This window comes from Rhodococcus daqingensis, assembly GCF_042665615.1.
Classification (GTDB): Bacteria; Actinomycetota; Actinomycetes; order Mycobacteriales; family Mycobacteriaceae; genus Rhodococcus_G; species Rhodococcus_G daqingensis.
In genome coordinates, this window is the sequence record NZ_JBHTCS010000030.1 from 244,054 (window position 1) to 259,957 (window position 15,904).

Below are 15,904 nucleotides of genomic sequence, written 5' to 3' on the forward strand. Positions count from 1 at the left end.
CGAGTCCAACCACCTGCCGCCGGAATGGCTGCGCCGGGTCTCGACGCTGCCGCCGTCGGACACGCATTCGGTCAACCCGGTCCTGCTGCGACGGGCACCCAGTGGGGTGCAGGCGCGCGAGGCCGCGGTCCTGGTGCTCTTCGGTGGTGCCGCCGAGGCCGATCCCATCGCGGTCGGGGGTCTGCCCGAGGACGCCGACCTCCTGCTGCTCCAACGCGCCTCCACCCTGCGTCAGCACGGCGGTCAGATCGCGTTTCCCGGTGGCGCGAGCGACCCCGGGGACGACGGGCCCGTCGGGACGGCGCTCCGGGAGGCGGAGGAGGAGACCGGACTCGACCCGGCCGGGGTTCGTCCCCTCGCGGTGTTGCCGGGGATCTTCGTCCCGCCCTCGGGCTTCGACGTCACCCCGGTGATCGGGTACTGGGACCGCCCCACCCCGGTGCACGCGGTCGATCTCGCCGAGACCGAACGGGTGGCCAGGGTGCCGATGCGCAGGCTGCTCGACCCCGACAACCGGTTCCAGGTCCGGCACCGGCTCGGGTACCAGGGGCCGGCGTTCCTCGTCGACGACATGCTCGTGTGGGGCTTCACGGCGGGCGTGCTGGCCGGGCTGATCGCGATCTCCGGCTGGGAGATCGAGTGGGACCGTTCCGACGTGCGTGATCTCGAGGTCGCGCTGGCCGAGGTGGATGCGGGGATCGTGGAGGTACACGACCGATGACCGGTTCGGCCTGGATCGACATCGCGATCCTCGCGATCGCCGTCCTCGCGGCGACCTCGGGGTGGCGGCACGGGGCGGTGGCGTCCGCGCTCGCCTTCCTCGGCGTCGTGCTCGGTGCGGTCGCGGGGATCCTGATCGCGCCGCACGTCCTGGTGCATGTCGACGAGGGGCGGATGCGGGTGCTCGCCGGCATCACCCTGATCGTCGTGCTGGTGATCGTCGGTGAGGTCGCGGGCATGGTGCTCGGCCGCGCCGCCCGCGGCGGCATGCACAGCCCCGTCGCGCGGTCCGTCGACAGCGTCATCGGCGCCGGCCTGCAGTGCACCGCGGTCCTGGTGGCCGCGTGGCTGCTGGCGATCCCGCTGACCGCGTCCTCGCAGCCCGAGGTGGCCAGCGCGGTGCGCGGGTCGCGGGTGCTGACGCAGGTCGACGAGTACGCCCCGAGCTGGATGCGCAGGCTGCCGGACGAGTTCTCGGCGCTGTTGGACACCTCCGGGCTGCCGGACGTGATCGGGCCGTTCGGTCGCACCCCGATCGCCGTCGTCGAGGCGCCCGACCCCAGCGTCCTGGGCAGTCCCGTCGCGCAGCGGCTGCAGACCAGCGTGGTCCGGGTGCGCGGGGTGGCGCCGAGTTGCCAGCGCGCGCTCGAGGGGTCCGGCTTCGTGATCGCGCCGGAGCGGATCATGACCAATGCGCACGTCGTCGCCGGCACGACGGGGGTCTCGGTGGACACCGCCGACGGGCCGCTCGACGCCGAGGTGGTGCTGTTCGATCCGGCCGTCGACGTCGCGGTGCTGGCGGTGCCCGGTCTGCGCGCCCCGGTGCTCTCGTTCGCGCCCGAGCCGGCCGCGACCGGCGACAACGCGATCGTGCTCGGCTACCCGGGCGGCGGTGCCTACACCGCCAGCGCGGCCCGGGTGCGCGAGACCCTGGACCTGACCGGCCCGGACATCTACCGGGCCGCCGAGGTCGAGCGCGAGGTGTACACGGTCCGCGGCTCGATCCGGCAGGGCAATTCCGGCGGACCGCTCGTCGACGAGCAGGGCCGGGTGCTCGGGGTGGTGTTCGGTGCCGCCGTGGACAACAGCGACACCGGATTCGTGCTGACCGCCGACGAGGTCTCACGCCAGCTGGCGTCTGCCTCCGCGCTCACCAGCGCCGTCAACACCGGCGGCTGCATCCTCTAGCGGCTTCGCCGCCTGTGAGTCCTTTTGGCCCCTGTTCGGGCCAGAAGGACTCACAGGCGCGTCAGCGCAAAAGGAACTCCGTCAGCGCGGCGGTCACCTCGGCGGGGCGCTCCTGGTGGGCGAAGTGGCCGGCGCCCGCGACGCTGTGCAGCCGTCGCCCCGGGGCCCACCGGGTGTCCCGGCGCAACGCGGTCGCCAGGACATAAGGATCCTGGTCTCCGTGGATCTGCAACACCGGGATGGTCACCGCCTGGTTCATCGCCTTCATGAACCGACGGCCGTCGGGTCGCCACTGGCTGCGGAACGCCCAGCGCTGGTACTCCAGCGAGCAGTGCGCGGCGCCCGGGATCTGGATCGCGGACCTGGCCCGCTCCACGACCTCCGTGAACTCCTCGGTCTGCTGCCACGCCTGCCCCGACCTCCCGCGCAACAGCCGTGCGACCTCGGCGCCGTCGTCGCGGGTCAGCACCCGCTCGGGGCGCCACGGCAGCTGGCAGCGCAAGAACGCAGGCAGGAAGGCCGACCGCTGCGCGCGGTCGGTGAGCACCGATCGCTTGAGCGCGATCGGATGCGGCGAGCTGACGAGGGCGATCGACCTGACCAGCCGGGGGTGCAACACCGCCGTCGCCCAGCACACCAGGCCGCCGTCGGCGTGGCCGACGAGCGTGGCCTCGGTGTGGCCGAGGGCGCGGATCAGCCCGGCGACGTCACCGGCCAGGGTCCAGCCGTCGTATCCGCGCGGCGGCTTGTCGCTGTCCCCGTAGCCGCGCAGGTCCAGCGCGACCGCGCGGTATCCGGCGTCGGCGAGCGCGGTCAGCTGATGGCGCCAGGACCACCAGAAGTCGGCGAATCCGTGGAGCAGTACGACCAGCGGGGCGCCGGGGTCGGCCGGGCCCGCCTCGACCGCGTGGAAGCGGATGCCGTTGGCGTGGATGTCGCGGTGCTGCCACGGTCCGTCGAATCGGACGGTGGATGGATCCGGGTAGGTCACGGGAACGGTGATGCTCTCGGTTCGGCGCCGCGCTAGGGGGCGGTGCGGCGGGCGTACTCGCCGGGCGTGTAGTCGCCGTGCTTGTAGCTCGACTCCGCGGCGTTCGGCAGGACCGTGGCGGCCTGCCGGAGCGAGTCGAGGGTCTTCTCCGGGGCCCGCAGCTTGCGCACCCGCAGGTAGCCGAACAGCGCCAGCACCGCGGTGACCACAACCATCAGCAGGAACACGATCAGGAACGCGAGCCAGCGCGGCGTCCAGATGGCGAGGGTCTCGGCGAGGAAGAAAAAGAAGAAGAAGGAGCTGAACAGCAGGACGGTGAGCGCGAGGATGAAGAACAGCGAGCCCTGCAGGCCCTTCTTGACCTCGCTGGTCACCTCGGCCTTGGCGAGCGCCACCTCGGCGCGGACCAGGGTGGAGACCTGCGTGGTCGCGTCCTTGACGAGGTTCCCGATGCTGGCGGTGCCGGGGGCGTGCGCATCGACGTCGGTGAGCGGGATCGACGTGATGGTTGTCGGCACCCCGTCCCCGGTCAGCCGGTCATACCTGTCGCCGTTGCGGTCACTGATGCTCACGTCTGCGCCTCTCCAAGGTGTCGTCCGGCTCGCCGGAGTGTGTCGTCCGGCTCGCCAGAGTGTGGTCGTCTCTGACCGGTGGCGGAACCGGCCGCGTTGGCGCGCGCATGGTGGACGCGCCCCCGGCGTAACAGTAGCGCCGAGCCGATCAGCGACGCCGTCAGCGAGGTCAACAGGACCGCAGCCTTTGCCGTCTCCGCCTCGGCTCCTTCGAGCGCGAGTTCGGCCACGAGAAGGCTAACGGTGAAACCGATCGCGCCGAGCACCGACAGCGCGAACATGTCGCGGAAGCCGAGGCTTCCCGGTTTGGTGGCGATGCCGAGCCGGACCGCGAGCCACGAGACGCCGAAGATGCCGACCGTCTTGCCGACGAGCAGGCCCAGGATGATCGCCAGGGCGATGCGGTCGGTGAACATCGACTCGAGGACCTCGGGGCCCAACGGGACCCCGGATGCGAACAGGGCGAACACCGGCACGCAGAACCCGGCGGAGAACGGTTGGATCCGGTGCTCGAGCCGGGTCGCGGGGGCCTCCGCCTCGCCCGGGTCCTTGCGGACCCTGGTCAGCAGGCCAAGAGCCACGCCGGCGAGGGTGGCGTGGATGCCCGCTTCGTGCATCGAGTACCAGGCGAGCAACGCCAGCGGGACGTACAGCAGCGGGGTGGTGATCCGCCGGTGTTGCGCGTACGCATAGGCGGCCAGGCAGGCGACCGCGCCGAGCAGCCACAGCATCGCGATCGAGGTGGTGAAGACCGCGGCGATGATGATGATGGCGAGCAGGTCGTCGACCACCGCGAGACTGAGCAGGAACACCCTGGCGCTGGCCGGGATCCTCGATCCGGTCAGCGCGAGCACTCCGAGGGCGAAGGCGATGTCGGTCGCCACCGGGATCGCCCAGGCCCGCTCGATGCCGGGGGTGCCCCAGCCGACCCCGAGCGCGATCAGCGCGGGCACGACCACGCCGCCGACGGCCGCGATGATCGGCAACAGGGCCTTCTTGCGGTCGGCCAGCTCGCCGACGACCAGTTCGCGTTTGAGTTCGAGGCCCGCGACGAAGAAGAACACGGCCAGCAGGCCGTCCTGGGCCCAGGTGTTCAGGCTCAGGTTCAGGTGGATCGCGCTCGGCCCGACCTGCCAGTCCCGCAGGGCGGTATACGCGTCGGCCCACGGGGAGTTCGCCCAGATCACCGCGATCGCGGCCGCCACCAGCAGGATCGAGCCGCCCACGGTCTCGGTGCGCAGATAGCGGGACAGTTCAGAGCGGAGCGGCTGGATCACGTCAGGTTTCTCCCCGAGGTCGCGGGCGTACAGGTGTGCATGTGCCGACCAGACTTCCCGGCGCTCCGATGGCAGCTTAACGCGATCTTGATACCGCTCGGCGCAAACACCCCGAGCTGGATTGCCACCGAAACGCCCCGGGTGATCTGCTTCCTGGGGTTTGGGCGTCGGATGTCCACTCCGTGGAATCGGTGCAGGAGAATCGGATGAGCAAAGCCCCAGACGTGCTGGTCGACGACGCGGTCGCCGCGAAGGACGAGGTGCCCCGCAGTCGGATCGTGGTGGCCAGCATGGTCGGCACCTCGATCGAGTTCTACGACTTCTACATCTATGCGACCGCGGCCGTCTCGGTGTTCCCGCACCTGTTCTTCCCGAAGGGAAACGGCACCACCGCACTGCTGGCCTCGTTGGCCACCTTCGGCCTCGCCTTCGTGGCCCGTCCGCTCGGCTCGATCCTGTTCGGTCACTACGGCGACCGGGTCGGCCGCAAGGCCACACTGGTCGGGTCGCTGCTCACGATGGGCATCGCGACGTTCGTCATCGGACTGCTGCCGACGTATCACTCGATCGGGCTGATCGCCCCCGCGTTGCTGGCGTTGATGCGGTTCTGTCAGGGCCTCGGGCTCGGCGGTGAGTGGTCGGGAGCGGCGCTGCTCGCGACGGAAACGGCGAAGTCCGGCAAGCGGGCGTGGGCGGCGATGTGGCCGCAGCTCGGCGCACCGATCGGGTTCTTCCTGGCCAACGGGCTGTTCCTGATCATCACCCTGTTCATGGGCCACGACAACGCGAACCCGGACCTGGACAGCGCCTTCCTGACCTGGGGCTGGCGGATCCCGTTCCTGCTCAGCGCGATCATGGTGATCATCGGCCTGTACGTGCGGCTCAAGCTGGAGGAGACGCCGGTGTTCGCGCGCGCCGTCGAGCGCGGCGAGAAGGTCAAGACCCCGCTCGCCACGGTGTTCAAGACGAGTTGGCGTCAGCTGATCATCGGCACCTTCGTGATGCTCGCGACGTACACCCTCTTCTACATCATGACCACCTGGGTGCTGAGCTACGGCACCGGCAAGACCGTCGCCGCCGGCGGTACGGGTCTCGGCTTCAAGTACTCGGATTTCCTTGTGCTGCAGCTGATCGCCGTGCTGTTCTTCGCGGCGGGCGTGCCCATCACCGGCTGGCTCGCGGACCGGTACGGACGACGCATCACCCTGCTGGTCGCCACCGGCGCGATCATGGTCTTCGGTCTGACCTTCTCGGTGGCCCTGAACGCCGAGAAGATGACCGACGCCCGCATGCTGGCCTTCCTCATCGTCGGAATGTTGTTGATGGGCTTCACCTTCGGCCCGATGAGCGCGGTTCTGCCGGAGCTGTTCCCGACCAATGTGCGCTACACCGGGTCCGGCATCGCGTACAACACGGCGAGCATCCTGGGTGCGGCGGTGGCGCCGTTCATCGCGACCTGGCTCGCGACCACCTACGGCGTCGGATGGGTCGGTGTCTATCTGCTGGTGGCGGGAGCCCTCACCTTCGTCGCGTTGCTGGTGATGCGCGAGACCAAGGACGCCTCGCTGGACGCGCCCGAGCTCGATCCGCGCGGGGCCGAACTCTAGGACGGATTCGTCCGCCGGACCAGCACCACGGCGCCGACACCCACCGCGACCAGCACCGTGAGTGCGCCGAGCAGGTACCAGTCCGGGCCCGAGTCCGCGGGCGCCGCGTCGCCGTAGCGATCCCGTTCCTGCTCGGCGCTGGTCCGGAGGTCCGCTGCCCCCGGATAGCCCGGCGAGAGGGCCAGCACCTCGTCGAATTCGGCGATCGCGGCGGTGTACTCGCCGTCGACATGATGCTCGACCCCGGCCCGGAAGGCGGTGTCGGCCGGGCCGGTCGCCGGGGCGACACCCTTGTCGCTCATCAGGTCCAGGAGCCCGTGCGCCGGGGCGACAAAGGCGAACGGCTCTGTCTGCCCGTGTATTCCGAAGCTGTTGACGCCGATCACCCGACCGTCGAGATCGGCGGTGGGGCCTCCGCTCATGGCCTCGGAGACCTCCGCGTCGGTCTGATAGACGGGGACGTTTCCGATGGCTTTCCCCGCGCTGAGGTCGCCGCCGGCCACCACCGGCTTCAGGGACGGCTCGGCCGGGGTGTCGGTGCTGCCGGGGAAACCGGCCGACACCGCGGGCGTGCCGGGGGCGACGCCGGTGTCGGAGAGCAGTTCCGCGGCGGCCAGGCCGCCCCGCTGGACCTTGAGCAGCGCGACATCCCCCTCGGTGAGCGGCACCAGACCGGTGACCTCGGCGGGGAGTGCCTCGCCCTCGGCGGTCCCGCCGGCGATCACCGTCAGGGCGAGGGTCGGGGCCGATCCGGGCTCGTCGCCCTCGACCCGCCAATTCGCCTGGGCGGTCTCGGTCACGAGCGCGGGATCGAGGGTGGGGATCACGCGTACCGCCCAGTCGACCGCGGTTCGCAGGAGTGCCTCGCGGGCGCCCTCGGCGCAGTGGCCGGCGGTGGCCACCCAGCCGTCCGGGTTGACGACGAATCCGCTACAGCGCCAGCCGCTTATGAAGGGATCGATCTTGATCGGCTGGCCGTCGGGAAAGCGCACCCAGCCCCTGGCCTCGGCCTTGACCAGGACGACGGACGGGGTGACGAGGGCGGCCGCGCGTTGCTCCGGGCTCGGCACGGGACGTTCGGGCGGATCCTGGTCGCCGAGCGCGACGGCGGGGGAGCCGATGAGTGCCGCGAACAGCAGCACGAGCAGGGCGGCGATCCTCGTTCGCCGACGCCGATCATGCATGACGGTCTCCGTTCGAGCTCGGACCCGCGGCTAACCCGTGAGCGTCACTCGGTTCGGCACTCGTCATGAATGGGACTGGGGGCCATCGCTGACGGACCCATGGTAGGCCAATCCGCCACGGCCGGGAAGGTTCGCGCCACGACGGGGTCACGCGACACGAGACGACTGTGCCCCCGTGCGATCGAGTCGCACGGGGGCACAGTCGGTGGGGTGGGACGGGGGTTACTTGCCCCGGATCGCGTCGAACACCTTGGGGTCGACCAGCGTCGAGGTGTCGCCCAGATCGCGGCCCTCGGCGACGTCCCGGAGCAGGCGGCGCATGATCTTTCCGCTCCTGGTCTTCGGCAGCTCGGGGACGATGGTGATCTGGCGCGGCCGGGCGATCGGGCTGATCTCCGTGGACACCTGCACCTTGAGCTCGGAGATCAGGGTCTCGCCCGTGTTCTCGGCGCCCTCACGCAGGATGACGAACGCCACGATGCCCTGGCCGGTGGTCTCGTCCGCGGCGCCGACCACCGCGGCCTCGGCGACGCTGTGGTGCCCGACCAGCGCCGACTCGACCTCGGAGGTGGAGATCCGGTGGCCCGAGACGTTCATGACGTCGTCCACCCGACCGAGCACCCAGAGGTCGCCGTCGTCGTCGTAGCGGGCACCGTCACCGGCGAAGTACCAGCCCTCTTCGGCGTACCGGGACCAGTAGGTGTCCTTGAAGCGTTCCATGTCGCCCCAGATGCCCCGCAGCATCGCCGGCCACGGCTCGTCGAGCACCAGGTAGCCGTTGCCGCCCGCGCCGAGCGGCTTGGCATCGTCGTCGACGATCTTCGCGGAGATGCCCGGCAAGGGCGCCATCGCGGAGCCGGGCTTGGTGGCGGTGATCCCGGGCAGCGGGGAGATCATGATCGCGCCGGTCTCGGTCTGCCACCAGGTGTCGACGATCGGGCAGCGCTCGCCGCCGATCACGTCGCGGAACCAGCGCCACGCCTCGGGGTTGATCGGTTCGCCGACGCTGCCCAGCAACCGCAGCGACGACAGGTCGTGCGCGTCGGGGATCTCGTGGCCCCACTTCATGAAGGTGCGCACCAGGGTCGGCGCCGTGTAATAGATACTGACGCCGTACTTTTCGATGATGTTGAAATGCCGGTGTTCGTCAGGCGAGTTCGGGGTGCCCTCGTAGACCACCTGCGTGGCCCGGTTCGACAACGGTCCGTAGACGATGTAGCTGTGTCCGGTCACCCAGCCGATGTCGGCGGTGCACCAGTAGACGTCCTTGCCCGCCTTGTGGTCGAAGACGTTGTGGTGGGTGTACGACGCCTGGGTGAGGTAGCCACCCGAGGTGTGGATGATGCCCTTGGGCTTACCCGTCGTGCCGGATGTGTAGAGGATGAACAGCGGGTGCTCGGCGTCGAACGCGTCGGCGGTGTGCTCGGGCGAGGCCGTGGCCACCGTCTCGTGCCACCAGATGTCGCGGCCCTCGGTCCACTCGACGTCGATGTTCGTGCGCTGGACCACCAGCACGTTGCGGACCGACTCCGCGCCGTCGACCGCGGTGTCCACGGCGGCCTTGAGCGGGGCGGCCTGACCGCGACGCCACTGCCCGTCGGTGGTGATGACCAGCTTGGCCTCGGCGTCGTCGATCCGCGACCGCAGCGCCGACGCGGAGAAGCCGGCGAAGACCACCGAATGGGTCAGGCCGAGCCGGGCGCAGGCCAGCATGGAGACGATCGCCTCCGGGACCATCGGCATGTAGATGGCGACCCGGTCGCCGGCCACGAGGCCGAGCTCGGTGAAAGTGTTTGCGGCCCGGCTCACCTCGGCGAGGAGTTCGTTGTAGGTGACGTCGCGGCTGTCGCCGGGTTCGCCCTCCCAGTGGATGGCGACCTGGTCGCCGTGGCCGCCCTGGACGTGCCGGTCCACGCAGTTGTACGCGACGTTGAGCTTGCCGCCGACGAACCACTTGGCGACCGGGGCGTCGGACCAGTCCAGGACCTGGCTCCACGGCTCGTGCCAGTGCAGCCGGGAAGCCTGGTCGGCCCAGAAGCCCAGCCGGTCGGCGTCCGCCGCGGCCTGGAGCTCCGGCCCGGCGTTCGCGGCCGCGACGAACTCCGCGCTCGGCGGATAGCTCGTCGCGTGCTCGGCTGGGTTGGTATCGGCGGTGCTACTGGTCATGTCGCCCGGGCCCTCTTTCGGTGATTCCGTGGCGCTATTCGCGCCTTTGTGAGGGTAGTCACATGTCGCGACGAGCGCATCGTTGCAGGCGCCTGCAACCCCGGCATCTGCGGTGATCGGTCGTGTTCGTGCGACCGAAGGTCGAACTGGGCGACGAACGGACCGGATCGGTGAGGTCGCCGCGCGCGATCGCGCGGCGGGAGGATCGTCCCACCAGGTATCCGAGGGGTTGCGATTGCCCGACGACTTGGTCCCGACCGAGACAATCGCCGGACACCCGGGCGCTCGGTGGCTAGTCTTCGCGGCATCCACGGTCGGCCGCGTGCGCGCCGCGCCCACCGGCGCGGGCGACGGCGGCGTCTTCGTGTGAACGAGCAGGAGGCGACTCTTGAAGTTCCACAGGGTGACCGCGCTGACAGCGCTCGCGCTGTCCGGGGTGCTGGTGTTGTCCGCCTGCGCGTCGAGCTCCGGCGGTGACAGCGGCGTGGTCACGGTGAACGGAAGCGAACCCCAGAACCCGCTCATCCCGACGAACACGAATGAGAACGGCGGCGGACGGATCGTCGACCGTCTCTTTGCCGGACTCGAGTCCTACGACGCGATGGGCAACGCCCGGCACGAGGTCGCCCAGTCGATCGAGACCACGGATTCGACCTCGTTCGTGATCACGATCAAACCCGATTGGACGTTCACCGACGGGACACTCGTGACCGCGAAGTCGTTCGTGGACGCCTGGAACTTCGGCGCCCTCTCGACGAACGCCCAGCTGCAGTCCAGCTTCTTCGAGCCGATCGTCGGCTACGACGAGGTCTCCGCCGACCCGCCCACCGCGCAGACGATGTCCGGGCTGAAGATCGTCGACGACACGACGTTCACGGTCGACCTCAAGCAGCCGACCGTGGACTTCACGCTGCGGCTCGGCTTCACCCCGTTCTATCCGCTGCCGGAGGCGGCGTTCCGGGACATGGAGGCGTTCGGTCAGCGGCCGATCGGGAACGGCCCCTACACGTTCGCGGACGGCGACGCGTGGCAGCACAACGTCACGCTGGACCTGGTGCCGAACCCCGACTACCGCGGCAACCGGACCCCGAACAACGACGGCCTGCGCTTCGTCTTCTACAGCTCGCTCGACACCGCGTACTCGGACCTGCAGGCGGACAACCTGGACGTCCTGGACACCGTCCCGGAGAGCGCCCTGAGCACTTTCAGGGCGGACCTCGGCGACCGCGCCCTCGAGGCGCCGACCGCGCAGAACGCGCAGATCGGTATCCCGGGCAACCTGCCGCACTTCGCCGGGCAGGAGGGCAGTCTGCGCAGGCAGGCGTTGTCGCGGGCGATCAACCGAGAGCAGATCACCCGGCAGATATTCCAGGGCCTGCGGACACCGGCGCGCGATTTCACCGCGAGCTCGCTGCCCGGGTTCAACGCGAACCTGCCGGGCGCCTCGGCGCTCGAGTTCGACCCCGAGGGCGCGAAGGCGCTGTGGGCGCAGGCGGACGCCCTCTCCCCGTGGAGTGGTCGGTTCCAGATCGCCTACAACTCCGACGGCGGACACCAGGCCTGGGTCGACGCGGCCGCCAACAGCATCCGGAACACGCTCGGCATCGATGCGGTCGGCGCGCCGTATCCGACGTTCAAGCAGATCCGGACCGAGATCACGAACCGGACCATCGGGACCGCGTTCCGGTCTGGCTGGCAGGGCGACTATCCGTCGATCCTGGAATTCCTCGAGCCGCAGTTCGTCACCGGGGCCGGTTCGAACGACGAGGACTACTCGAACCGGGCCTTCGACGACCTGGTCCGCAGGGCCGCGGCCGCGCCGGGTCAGGAGGAGTCGTTCGCGCTGGCCGGGCAGGCGCAGGAGATCCTGCTCCGGGACCTGCCCGTGCTCCCGCTGTGGGACTACATCGCGGCGGCCGGACACTCCGAGGCGGTGAGCGACGTGCAGATCAGCTGGAACGGGCTGCCGATGTACGAGGCGATCGAGAAGTCCTGACGCCGGGCCGCGCGGCCGGAAGGAAGTGACCTGGTGGGGTGGTACATCGGGCGGCGACTGTTGCAGATGATCCCCGTGTTCATCGGGGCCACGCTGCTCATCTACGCGATGGTGTTCCTGATCCCCGGCGACCCCATCCAGGCGCTCGCCGGCGACAAGCCGCTCAGCCCCGCGGTGGCGGACCAGCTCCGCGAGCGCTACCACCTCGACCGACCCTTCGTCGTGCAGTACCTGCTCTACCTCAGGGGCATCGTCACCCTCGACTTCGGCACCTCGTTCTCCGGCCAGCCGGTGCGGGACGTGCTGGCCGGGGCGTTCCCCATCACCATCAGGCTCGCCTTCATGGCGATCGTCATCGAATCCGTGTTCGGCATCCTCTTCGGCGTCGTAGCCGGCCTGCGCAAGGGCAGGGCGTTCGACGCGACGGTGCTGGTGCTCAGCCTCTTCATCATCGCGGTGCCGGTCTTCGTGATCGGCTTCCTGGCTCAGTTCTTCCTCGGCGTGAAGTGGGGGATCGCGCCGGTGACCGTCGGCGCCGATGCCAGTTTCACGAGGCTCCTGGTGCCCGCCTTCGTGCTCGGGCTGGTGTCCTTTGCGTACGTGCTGCGGCTGACCAGGACGTCCGTGGCGGAGAACAAGGACGCCGATCACGTCCGTACCGCCACCGCCAAGGGATTGAGTCGTCGCCGGGTCGTGGTGGTGCACATCCTGCGCAACTCCCTGATCCCGGTCGTCACCTTCCTCGGCGCCGACCTGGGAGCGCTCATGGCGGGCGCGATCGTCACCGAGGGGATCTTCAACATCAACGGCGTCGGCGGCACGATCTACCAGGCGGTGATCCGCGGCGAGGCCGCCACGGTCGTGTCCTTCGTGACGGTGCTGGTGGTCGTGTTCCTGGTGGCCAACCTGCTCGTCGACCTGCTGTACGCCGCGCTGGACCCGAGGATTCGCTATGCCTGATCCGCGCGGCCCGAGGCCCGATCGCCCATACCCTGCGGGGCGCGCCGGGCAGGACCACTTCGTCGCCGGACCGGATGAGGTGGAGGTGCTCGGCACCGATCCGCTGGACGGGGCCTCGCCACCGACGAGCATGTGGCGCGACGCCTGGCACAGCCTGCGGCGCAACCCGTTGTTCCTCGCTGCGACCCTGTTGATCCTCTTCGTCCTGGTGGTGGTTGCCCTTCCTGGGCTGTTCGCCAGCCAGGACCCGCGAATGTGCTTGGGGGAGAACAGCATGCAGGGTCCGCGGTCCGGGCACCCGTTCGGGTTCGACCTGCAGGGTTGTGACGTGTACGCCCGCACCGTGTACGGCGCGCGGGCCTCGGTCCTCACCGGTATCGGCGCGACCGCGATCTTCCTGCTCATCGGCGGTACCGTCGGCGCCCTCGCCGGCTTCTATGGCGGCTGGCTCGATGCCGTGGTCTCCCGGATCACCGATGTCTTCTTCGGCATCCCGCTCATACTCGCGGCGATCGTGATGATGCAGCTGTTCCGGAGCCGGACCATCTGGACGGTGATGCTGACCCTGGCCCTGTTCGCCTGGCCCCACGTGGCCAGAATCGCCAGGGGCTCGGTCATCTCGGTGCGGGGCAACGACTTCGTGCTGGCCGCGAAGGCATTGGGGGTCTCCCGGTTCCGCACCCTGCTGCGGCACGTGCTCCCCAACGCGATCGGCCCGGTGATCGTGGTGACCACCATCTGGCTCGGCGTCTTCATCGTCACCGAGGCGACGCTGTCCTACCTGGGCATCGGGCTGCCGCCGAGCGTGGTGTCCTGGGGCGGGGACATCAGCACCGGGCAGAGCAGACTGAGGTCCGGCTCGGGCATCATCTTCTACCCCGCCGCGGCCCTGGCGGTGACGGTCCTGGGATTCATCATGCTCGGCGACGCCCTGCGTGACGCGCTGGATCCGAAGGCGCGGAAGCAATGACGGACACAGATTCGCATCCGCTGCTCGAGATCCGAGACCTGAGCGTGGACTTCCGCTCCGGCGGTCGCGCGGTACCCGCGGTGCGCGGGGTGAACCTGACCGCCTACCCGGGGCAGACCGTGGCGATCGTGGGGGAGTCGGGCTCGGGCAAGTCGACGCTGGCACACGCGATCATCGATCTGTTGCCGGGCACCGGGAGGGTCACCTCGGGGCAGATCCGATTCGACGGGCGGGAGCTGGTCGGGGCCCCGAAGGCCGACGTGGTGGCGGTGCGCGGACGCGGCATCGGGCTGGTGCCGCAGGACCCGAGGACGAACCTGAATCCCGTGTGGAAGATAGGCTTTCAGATCGCGGAAACCCTGGCGGCCAACGGGATCGCGAAGGGTGGGGCGGCCAGGGCCCGGGCCGCCGAGCTGCTGACCGAGGCGGGCCTGCCGGATGCGTCGCACCGGGTCGATCAGTATCCGCATGAGTTCTCCGGCGGTATGTGCCAGCGCGCTCTCATCGCGATCGCGCTCTCGTGCCGCCCGAAGTTGCTCATCGCGGACGAGCCGACCTCCGCCCTGGACGTGACGGTGCAGCGGCAGATCCTCGACCATCTCGCCGGGCTCACCGGGGAACTCGGCACGGCCGTGCTGTTGATCACGCACGACCTGGGCCTGGCGGCGGAACGTGCCGAGCATCTGGTGGTGATGTACCGCGGCCGGGTCGTCGAATCCGGGCCCGCCCGCCAGATCCTGGGCGATCCGCAGCACGCGTACACCCAGAGGTTGGTGTCCTCCGCGCCGTCCCTGGCATCACAGCAGCTCGAGTCCGTCGAAGCCCGCGCGAGGATCCGGGCGCGCGCGGCCATGGTGGCCGAACACGCCGCGGCGGCGGACGGCGAACCCCGGACGGTCGGCGGGGACGTGGTGGTGGCCTCGGACCTGGTGAAGAAGTTCAGAATCCGGGGCGATGCGCCGTGGCGCCACACCGACTGCACGGCGGTCGACTCCGTGTCGTTCCGCCTCGCACGCGGCACCACGACGGCGGTCGTCGGTGAGTCCGGGTCGGGTAAATCGACTGTGGCGCAGATGGTTCTGGGGCTCCTGAAGCCGACCTCGGGGACCGTCACCTTCGAGGGGCGCGATCTGGCGGAGTTCGATGCGAAGGCCGCGTTCGCATTCCGGCGCCGGGTGCAGCCGATCTTCCAGAATCCGTACGGGTCGCTGGACCCGATGTACTCGATCTACCGCACCGTCGAGGAGCCGCTGCGCACTCACCGGGTCGGTGACAGGGGCGAGCGCGAGCGGACCGTGCGCGACCTGCTGGACCGGGTGTCGCTGCCGAGCTCGGTGCTGCGGCGGTACCCCAACGAACTCTCCGGCGGCCAGCGGCAACGGGTGGCGATCGCGCGGGCGTTGGCGCTGCGACCCGAGGTGCTCGTCTGCGACGAGGCGGTCTCGGCGCTGGACGTGCTCGTGCAGGCGCAGATCCTGAACCTGCTGGGTGATCTGCAGGCCCAGCTCGGCCTGTCGTACCTGTTCATCTCGCACGATCTGGCCGTGGTGCGGCAGATCGCCGACGACGTCGTGGTGATGAGCCAGGGCCGGGTGGTCGAGGCCGCCCCGACCGCCGAGGTGTTCGACAACCCGCAGCACGAGTACACCCGGAGACTGCTCGAGGCGATCCCGGGCCGCGATCTCGCGCGGGATTCCTGAGATCGCGAAACGGTCCTGGCTCGTCTCGGTGCGCGGTGGTTCAGTGGAGGCGTGAAACAGCATCTGAGCGTCCTCACCCTCGGCGTCGCCGACCTGCCCCGAGCGCACGCGTTCTATGTCGGCGGTCTGGGGTGGACGCCGACGCTGTACGTCCCGGGTGAGGTGTTGTTCTTGCAGGTCGGGCACGGAGTGGTGCTCTCGTTGTGGTCCGCCGACGAGATGGCCCGGGAGGCCGGGCCGACCGCGCCCGTGGTGGGTGAGCAGGGCCGGGCGCCCGTCACCCTCGGTCACAACGTCGGTAGCCCGGGAGAGGTGGACGAGGTCCTCGCGGCCGCGGCGCGGGCCGGCGGATCGGTCCTGGTGGCGGGCGCCCGGCGGGCGTGGGGCGGGTACAGCGGATACTTCGCCGATCCGGACGGCTACCGCTGGGAGATCGCGCACAATCAGGGCCTGGTCGTGCACGAGGACGGCAGGGTCGCGATCGGGGAGGCCGACCCGGCGGGGCCTGGAGACGACTAGCTGGCCCGCGCAGCCCTCCTCGCCCGAGGGGCCGATATTGGCGCCGGGTAGCGT

At 69.8% G+C, this 15,904-nt stretch carries 13 protein-coding genes; 8 read left to right on the top strand and 5 right to left on the bottom strand.

Translation table 11 applies throughout. The features are described from left to right. Positions 1 to 13: 13 nt before the first annotated feature. Together ACFQS9_RS25525 and ACFQS9_RS25530 are read left to right on the top strand one after the other, a co-directional pair. Positions 14 to 721: an NUDIX hydrolase gene (locus ACFQS9_RS25525; RefSeq protein WP_378409501.1), complete on the top strand. Its 708-nt coding sequence runs from the start codon at positions 14 to 16 to the stop codon at positions 719 to 721. Next, positions 718 to 1,908, top strand: coding sequence for a MarP family serine protease (locus tag ACFQS9_RS25530; protein ID WP_378409340.1), 1,191 nt, complete (start codon positions 718 to 720; stop codon positions 1,906 to 1,908). Before ACFQS9_RS25525 ends, ACFQS9_RS25530 begins: the two co-directional genes overlap by 4 nt. A gap of 61 nt (positions 1,909 to 1,969) precedes the next feature. On the opposite strand, the gene ACFQS9_RS25535 is transcribed toward ACFQS9_RS25530, so the two are convergent. The 3 genes from ACFQS9_RS25535 to nhaA are packed head-to-tail and all read right to left on the bottom strand — an operon-like array spanning position 1,970 to position 4,748. Continuing rightward, entirely contained in the window at positions 1,970 to 2,899 is a 930-nt protein-coding gene (locus ACFQS9_RS25535) for an alpha/beta fold hydrolase (RefSeq protein WP_378409341.1), read from the bottom strand. A gap of 32 nt (positions 2,900 to 2,931) precedes the next feature. Continuing rightward, positions 2,932 to 3,465, bottom strand: coding sequence for a phage holin family protein (locus ACFQS9_RS25540; RefSeq protein WP_378409502.1), 534 nt, complete (start codon positions 3,463 to 3,465; stop codon positions 2,932 to 2,934). 2 nt (positions 3,466 to 3,467) lie between these two features. Further along, entirely contained in the window at positions 3,468 to 4,748 is a 1,281-nt protein-coding gene (gene nhaA / locus ACFQS9_RS25545; RefSeq protein ID WP_378409342.1) for a Na+/H+ antiporter NhaA, read from the bottom strand. A 206-nt stretch (positions 4,749 to 4,954) separates the two neighbouring features. Here nhaA and ACFQS9_RS25550 point away from each other — a divergent pair, with 206 nt between their 5' ends. Continuing rightward, positions 4,955 to 6,355 (top strand): MFS transporter, encoded by a 1,401-nt coding sequence (locus tag ACFQS9_RS25550; protein WP_378409343.1) that lies wholly within the window; start codon positions 4,955 to 4,957, stop codon positions 6,353 to 6,355. Here the strand turns inward: ACFQS9_RS25550 and ACFQS9_RS25555 are convergent. Beyond that, positions 6,352 to 7,539 (bottom strand): trypsin-like peptidase domain-containing protein, encoded by a 1,188-nt coding sequence (locus tag ACFQS9_RS25555; RefSeq protein ID WP_378409344.1) that lies wholly within the window; start codon positions 7,537 to 7,539, stop codon positions 6,352 to 6,354. The two genes, ACFQS9_RS25550 and ACFQS9_RS25555, sit on opposite strands and share 4 nt — an antisense overlap. A 222-nt stretch (positions 7,540 to 7,761) precedes the next feature. Further along, positions 7,762 to 9,705: an acetate--CoA ligase gene (acs, locus tag ACFQS9_RS25560; RefSeq protein WP_378409345.1), complete on the bottom strand. Its 1,944-nt coding sequence runs from the start codon at positions 9,703 to 9,705 to the stop codon at positions 7,762 to 7,764. Positions 9,706 to 10,093: 388 nt separating this feature from the next. Here acs and ACFQS9_RS25565 point away from each other — a divergent pair, with 388 nt between their 5' ends. The 5 genes from ACFQS9_RS25565 to ACFQS9_RS25585 are packed head-to-tail and all read left to right on the top strand — an operon-like array spanning position 10,094 to position 15,850. Continuing rightward, a complete protein-coding gene (locus tag ACFQS9_RS25565; RefSeq protein WP_378409346.1) occupies positions 10,094 to 11,701 on the top strand; it encodes a peptide ABC transporter substrate-binding protein in 1,608 nt (535 codons plus the stop codon). Positions 11,702 to 11,734: 33 nt separating this feature from the next. Further along, the gene (locus ACFQS9_RS25570; protein WP_378409347.1) at positions 11,735 to 12,661 is read left to right on the top strand and encodes an ABC transporter permease; all 927 of its coding nucleotides are present in this window, start codon (positions 11,735 to 11,737) and stop codon (positions 12,659 to 12,661) included. Continuing rightward, positions 12,654 to 13,631, top strand: a complete 978-nt coding sequence (locus ACFQS9_RS25575) for an ABC transporter permease (protein WP_378409348.1) — start codon at positions 12,654 to 12,656, stop codon at positions 13,629 to 13,631. The genes ACFQS9_RS25570 and ACFQS9_RS25575 overlap by 8 nt, the downstream gene beginning before the upstream one ends. Then, entirely contained in the window at positions 13,628 to 15,331 is a 1,704-nt protein-coding gene (locus ACFQS9_RS25580) for a dipeptide ABC transporter ATP-binding protein (protein WP_378409349.1), read from the top strand. The genes ACFQS9_RS25575 and ACFQS9_RS25580 overlap by 4 nt, the downstream gene beginning before the upstream one ends. 51 nt (positions 15,332 to 15,382) lie before the next feature. Then, positions 15,383 to 15,850, top strand: a complete 468-nt coding sequence (locus ACFQS9_RS25585; RefSeq protein ID WP_378409350.1) for a VOC family protein — start codon at positions 15,383 to 15,385, stop codon at positions 15,848 to 15,850. Positions 15,851 to 15,904 lie beyond the last annotated feature (54 nt).

Excerpts from the sequence above, each read along its gene's own strand:
- ACFQS9_RS25530 (WP_378409340.1), top strand. The coding sequence starts at position 718 with ATGACCGGTTCGGCCTGGATCGACATCGCGATCCTCGCGATCGCCGTC.
- ACFQS9_RS25580 (WP_378409349.1), top strand. The coding sequence starts at position 13,628 with ATGACGGACACAGATTCGCATCCGCTGCTCGAGATCCGAGACCTGAGC.
- ACFQS9_RS25575 (WP_378409348.1), top strand. The coding sequence starts at position 12,654 with ATGCCTGATCCGCGCGGCCCGAGGCCCGATCGCCCATACCCTGCGGGG.
- ACFQS9_RS25550 (WP_378409343.1), top strand. The coding sequence starts at position 4,955 with ATGAGCAAAGCCCCAGACGTGCTGGTCGACGACGCGGTCGCCGCGAAG.
- ACFQS9_RS25555 (WP_378409344.1), bottom strand. The coding sequence starts at position 7,539 with ATGCATGATCGGCGTCGGCGAACGAGGATCGCCGCCCTGCTCGTGCTG.
- acs (WP_378409345.1), bottom strand. The coding sequence starts at position 9,705 with ATGACCAGTAGCACCGCCGATACCAACCCAGCCGAGCACGCGACGAGC.